The sequence below is a fragment of the Bradyrhizobium sp. P5_C11_2 genome (genome assembly GCF_054049755.1).
The window spans coordinates 1-5340 of sequence record NZ_JBFULT010000529.1 but is presented as its reverse complement, the minus strand read 5'-3'; the positions used below and the strand labels follow the sequence as shown (position 1 = coordinate 5340).

Genomic DNA, 5340 nt, shown 5'->3' with positions numbered 1-5340 from the left:
CCACGACGTCGGCCGCAGGGTTCGTTTCGCGGATGATGCGCTCGACCTCGTCGCCGGTGCCGACCGGAACCGTCGACTTCGTCACCACGACGGTGAAGCCGGACAGCGACTGCGCGATCTCKYKCGCRGCSGCRTAGACRTAGGASAGATCGGCGTGACCGTCGCCSCGGCGCGACGGCGTGCCGACCGCGATGAASACSGCATCGGCATCGGCCACCGGCTTCGACAGGTCGGTGGTGAAGTCGAGCCGCTTGGCCTTGACGTTGGTTGCGACCAATTCGTCGAGGCCGGGCTCGTAGATCGGGATCTCGCCGCGATGGAGTGCCGCGATCTTCTTCTCGTCCTTGTCGACGCAGGTGACGTCGTGACCGAAATCCGCAAAGCAGGCTCCGGAGACCAGTCCCACATAGCCCGTGCCGATCATTGCGATTCGCATGAAAAACTCTTTCCGTTGAAGACGGATGTTCCGCTGAACACCCTAGACCATTTCTCTATCCGGCCGCACGCCCAACATTAGGGCAAGTTGCTGCGCGGGCCGAATAAATCTTGACCGCTCTGCGCTGAAACAGCGGCGGACATTTCCCGAAATAAGCGACATGCGATTGTTGCAATCTACGTATGCGATAGATACGCCGCATATGCACGCTTCAAACCATCCTCGAGCGACGTCGTCGCGCGCCAGCCGAGCTTGGCGAGCCGGCTGACATCGAGCAGCTTGCGCGGCGTGCCATCGGGGCGCGCGGTGTCGAAACTGATCTCGCCGCGATAGCCGACGATGTCGGCGACGATGCGGGCGAACTCGGCGATGGTGATGTCCTCGCCGGTGCCGATATTGACCAGCTCCGCGCTCGAATAGGTCTTCATCAGGTGCACGCAGGCGTCCGCCATGTCGTCGACATAGAGGAACTCGCGCCGCGGCGTGCCGGTGCCCCACACGACGACGCTTCTGGCGCCCGCAACCTTCGCCTCATGGAAGCGCCGGATCAGGGCGGCGACCACATGGCTCAGTTCGGGATGATAATTGTCGCCGGGACCGTAGAGATTGGTCGGCATCACGCTGATGAAGTCGGATCCGTACTGGCTGCGATAGGCCTCCACCATCTTGATGCCGGCGATCTTGGCGATGGCATAGGGCTCGTTGGTCGGCTCCAGCGGGCCGGTCAGCACCGAATCCTCGCGCAGGGGCTGCGCCGCCAGCTTCGGATAGATGCAGGAGGAGCCCAGGAACATCAGCTTCCCGGCGCCGTTTTGATGCGCGGCCTGGATCACATTGGCCGCGATCGCGATGTTGTCGTAGATGAACTCCGCGCGCAGCGTGTCGTTGGCGACGATGCCGCCGACCTTGGCGGCGGCGAGAAAGACGACCTGCGGCCGCATCCTGGCGAACCAGTCGAACACCGCGGCCTGGTTGCACAGATCGACCTCGCGCCGGTCGACCGTGAGAAGCTTCACGTCCTCGCGCGCCAGCCGGCGCACCAGCGCACTGCCGACCATGCCGCGATGGCCGGCGACGTAGACGGTCTTGCCTGTGAGCTCAAACGGTGCGTTTGCCACTGGCCGCGTCCCGTTTTGCCTCCGCCAGATCGCTCGCCACCATCTCCTCGACCAGCTCGATGAAGCTCCGCTTCGGCGTCCAGCCGAGCACCTCGCGCGCCTTGCTGGCGTCGCCGACGAGCAGATCGACCTCGGTGGGGCGGAAGTAGGTCGGATCGATCTTCACCACGGTCTTGCCGCTCGTCTCATCGACGCCGGTCTCGTCGACGCCCGCGCCGCGCCATGCGATGCGGCGGCCGACCTGCGCAAACGACAGCTCGACCATTTCCCGCACCGAGCGCATCTCGCCGGTGGCGAGCACGAAATCGTCGGGCTTGTCGGCCTGCAGGATCTTGTGCATGCCTTCGACATAGTCGCGGGCATGGCCCCAGTCGCGCTTGGCCGAGAGATTGCCGAGATAGAGCGTGTCTTCGAGGCCGACCTCGATGCGGGCGACGCCGCGGGTGATCTTGCGGGTGACGAAGGTCTCGCCGCGGATCGGGCTCTCATGGTTGAACAGGATGCCGTTGGACGCGAACATGCCATAGGCCTCGCGGTAGTTCACCGTGATCCAGTAGCCGTAGAGTTTTGCCACGCCGTAAGGCGAGCGCGGATAGAACGGCGTGGTCTCCTTCTGCGGGATCTCCTGGACGAGGCCATAGAGCTCGGAGGTCGAGGCCTGGTAGAACCGCGTCTCCTTCTCCATGCCGAGGATGCGGATCGCTTCCAAGAGCCGCAGCACGCCGATGGCGTCGGCATTGGCGGTGTATTCCGGGCTTTCGAAACTGACGGCGACGTGGCTCTGGGCGGCGAGATTGTAGATTTCGGTCGGCCGGATCTGCTGCACCAGGCGGATCAAGTTGGTCGAATCCGTCATGTCGCCGTAATGCATCAGGAACGGCACGTTGCCGACATGCGGGTCCTGGTAGAGATGATCGACCCGCGCGGTGTTGAACGAGGACGAGCGCCGCTTGATGCCGTGCACGACATAGCCGAGCGACAGCAGATACTCGGCGAGATAGGCGCCGTCCTGCCCGGTCACGCCGGTGATGAGAGCAATCCGCTCACGCATGGCCTGAAGCCTTGAAATCCTGTCAAGATGGTCCGTCGCACACGTGCCTGGCGGCGCAGCAACCCCTGCGCAGCCAGCGCGCAACCGGCCCCTTCTTGGACATATCGGCCCTCCGGGTCAACCCGGACGGGGCGCCCGGATGATCCATATGGCTCTTGGATACCAGAGCCCGGGCAGCCAGCCGAATCCAGCGTACCGGCGCCCCTCGCTGTTGGGGGCTTGCTCGAACGCCTCCTTCAGGAGCGCTGATAGTCGTCTTCAATCCGGATGATGTCGTCTTCCCCGAGATAGCTGCCGGTCTGGACCTCGATGAGTTCCAGCATGATCTTGCCGGGGTTCTCCATCCGGTGCACCGCGCCCATCGGGATGTAGATCGACTCGTTCTCGTGCACCGTCTTCACGGTCTCGTTGACSGTGACGCGGGCGGCGCCGCGGACCACGATCCAGTGCTCGGCGCGGTGATGGTGCTTCTGCAGCGACAGCCGCCCGCCCGGCTTGACCACGATGCGCTTGACCTGGTGGCGCTCGCCATTGTCGACCGACTGGTAGCTGCCCCAGGGCCGATGCACCTTGAGATGCTCCTCGGTGACCTTCGGSGCGACCGCCTTGAGCCTGGTCACCAGGCGCTTCAGGCCGTTGGCATCCTTCTGGCGCGAGACCAGCACCGCGTCSGCCGTCGCAACCACGACGAGGTCGTCGACGCCTTCGAGCGCGACCAGCGCGGCATCGGTGGTGACGTTGCAATTGCGGGARTCCTCGAACACSGCCGTGCCGTGCGCGGCATTGCCCTSCGCGTCCTTCTCCGACAATTCCCACACCGCGTGCCAGGAGCCGACGTCGGACCAGCCGCAGGACACCGGCACCACGGCGGCGCGCGACGTCTTCTCCATCACCGCGTAGTCGATCGAGATCGCCTTCRCYGCRCCGAACGCCTCCGGCTCCAGCGTCACGAAGCCGAGATCGCGGCCGGCRTTGSTGACCGCATTGGAGACCGCCTCCACGCTCGCAGCATCGACCTTGCGGTATTCGTCGAGCAGCAGGGCGGCCGGGAACATGAAGTTGCCGCTGTTCCAGAGATAGCCGGAATTGACGTAGTCGGCGGCCTTCACGGCATCCGGCTTCTCGACGAAGCGCGCGACCGCGTGCACCTCGCCCGAGATCACCTCGCCCGGGCTGATATAGCCGTATTCGGTCGCCGCCCGCTCCGGCTTGACGCCGAAGGTGACGATGCGCCCGGTGCCCGCGGCGGCAAGRCCYTCGCGGCACGCGGCGACGAAGGCGGCCTTGTCCTGCACCACRTGGTCGGCGGCGAGCGCCAGCACGATCGCCTCAGCGGCGCGGTTCTGCGCGAACACGGCGCCGGCGGCGATCGCAGGTCCGGAGTCGCGCCGCATCGGCTCGAGGATCACGTCGGCCTCGATGCCGATCTCGGCGAGCTGCTCCAGCACCATGAAGCGGTAGGACGCATTGGTGATGACGATCGGACGCTCGAACAGCGCGCYRTCCGAGACGCGCAGCAGCGTGTCCTGGAAGGTCGAGCGGGTACCGAACAGCGGCAGGAACTGCTTCGGCCGCACCTCGCGCGAGGCCGGCCACAACCGCGTGCCGGCACCGCCGCACATGATCAGGGGGATAATTTTTTGAGACACGTGCGAGCTACTCATCTGAGGGGTTGTTAAACACGGTGATACTGTCGATACCATTCGACAAAGCGGCCCAAGCCATCCGCCAGCGGCGTCGAGGGCGCGAAGCCGACGTCGCGTTGCAGGGCCGAAATGTCGGCACGCGTCTCCAGGACGTCGCCGGCCTGCATCGGCAGAAGCTTGCGGATCGCCGGCTTGCCGATGATCTTTTCCAGCGTCTCGACGAATTCGATCAGATTGACCGACCTGTTGTTGCCGATGTTGTAGACGCGATACGGCGCGTAACTCGTCGAGCACTCCGGCTGCTCGGCGTTCCACGCGGGGTTCGGCGCCGCAGGCCGGTCGAGCGTGCGGATCACACCTTCGACGATGTCGTCGACATAGGTGAAGTCGCGCCACATATTGCCGTTATTGAAAATCTTGATCGGCTCACTCGCAAAGATCGCACGCGTGAACAGATAGGCGGCCATGTCGGGCCGGCCCCACGGACCGTAGACGGTGAAGAAGCGGAGACCGGTTACCGGCAGCGCGTGAACATGCGCGAACGTATGCGCCATCAGTTCGTTGGCCTTCTTGCTCGCGGCATAAAGGCTGACCGGATGGTTCACCGAGTGCTCGGTCGAATACGGCAGGGTGCGGTTGGCGCCATACACCGAGCTCGACGAGGCGTAGACAAGATGCGCCACACCGTGGCGCCGCCCGGCTTCGAGCACGGTGACAAAGCCGTCGCAATTGGCGCGAATGCTGGTGATGGGATCGTCGATCGACGCACGCACCCCCGGCTGAGCCGCCAGGTGAACGACGCGATCGGGCGAGACCTCGTCGAACACACGCATCACCGCGGCAAAATCTGCGAGGTCGATCTCGTAGAAGCTGAAGCCGGGGCGGTGCTTGAGGGTTTCGAGACGCGCGCGCTTCAGCGCCGGATCGTAATATGGCGTGAATGCGTCGATGCCAACGACCTGTTCGCCGCGTGCCAACAGCCGTTCACAAACGTGCATTCCGATGAAGACGGCGGCGCCGGTCAAGATCTCTGGCCTATAAGTTGTCATCTCATTCATTCCGCGATGCATTGCCTGACCTGTTCAAGTG

At 64.3% G+C, this 5340-nt stretch carries 5 protein-coding genes; all 5 read right to left on the bottom strand.

The features are described 5' to 3' along the window. On the bottom strand, window positions 1-436 hold a 436-nt coding region (locus tag ACXJL8_RS33050; protein ID WP_456686303.1), incomplete at its 3' end, for a 2-dehydropantoate 2-reductase N-terminal domain-containing protein. A 176-nt stretch (window positions 437-612) separates the two neighbouring features. Then, on the bottom strand, window positions 613-1554 hold the full coding sequence (fcl, locus tag ACXJL8_RS33045; protein ID WP_456686302.1) for a GDP-L-fucose synthase: 942 nt from the start codon (window positions 1552-1554) through the stop codon (window positions 613-615). Next, a complete protein-coding gene (gene gmd / locus ACXJL8_RS33040) occupies window positions 1535-2605 on the bottom strand; it encodes a GDP-mannose 4,6-dehydratase (RefSeq protein WP_456624427.1) in 1071 nt (356 codons plus the stop codon). The genes fcl and gmd overlap by 20 nt, the downstream gene beginning before the upstream one ends. 236 nt (window positions 2606-2841) lie before the next feature. Further along, window positions 2842-4254 (bottom strand): mannose-1-phosphate guanylyltransferase/mannose-6-phosphate isomerase, encoded by a 1413-nt coding sequence (locus ACXJL8_RS33035; RefSeq protein ID WP_456686301.1) that lies wholly within the window; start codon window positions 4252-4254, stop codon window positions 2842-2844. Window positions 4255-4280: 26 nt separating this feature from the next. Further along, the gene (locus tag ACXJL8_RS33030; RefSeq protein WP_456686300.1) at window positions 4281-5300 is read right to left on the bottom strand and encodes an NAD-dependent epimerase/dehydratase family protein; all 1020 of its coding nucleotides are present in this window, start codon (window positions 5298-5300) and stop codon (window positions 4281-4283) included. Window positions 5301-5340 lie beyond the last annotated feature (40 nt).

What these genes read in the sequence shown, in the direction of transcription:
- gmd (WP_456624427.1), bottom strand. Translation starts at nt 2,605, where the DNA reads ATGCGTGAGCGGATTGCTCTCATCACCGGCGTGACCGGGCAGGACGGC.
- ACXJL8_RS33030 (WP_456686300.1), bottom strand. Translation starts at nt 5,300, where the DNA reads ATGACAACTTATAGGCCAGAGATCTTGACCGGCGCCGCCGTCTTCATC.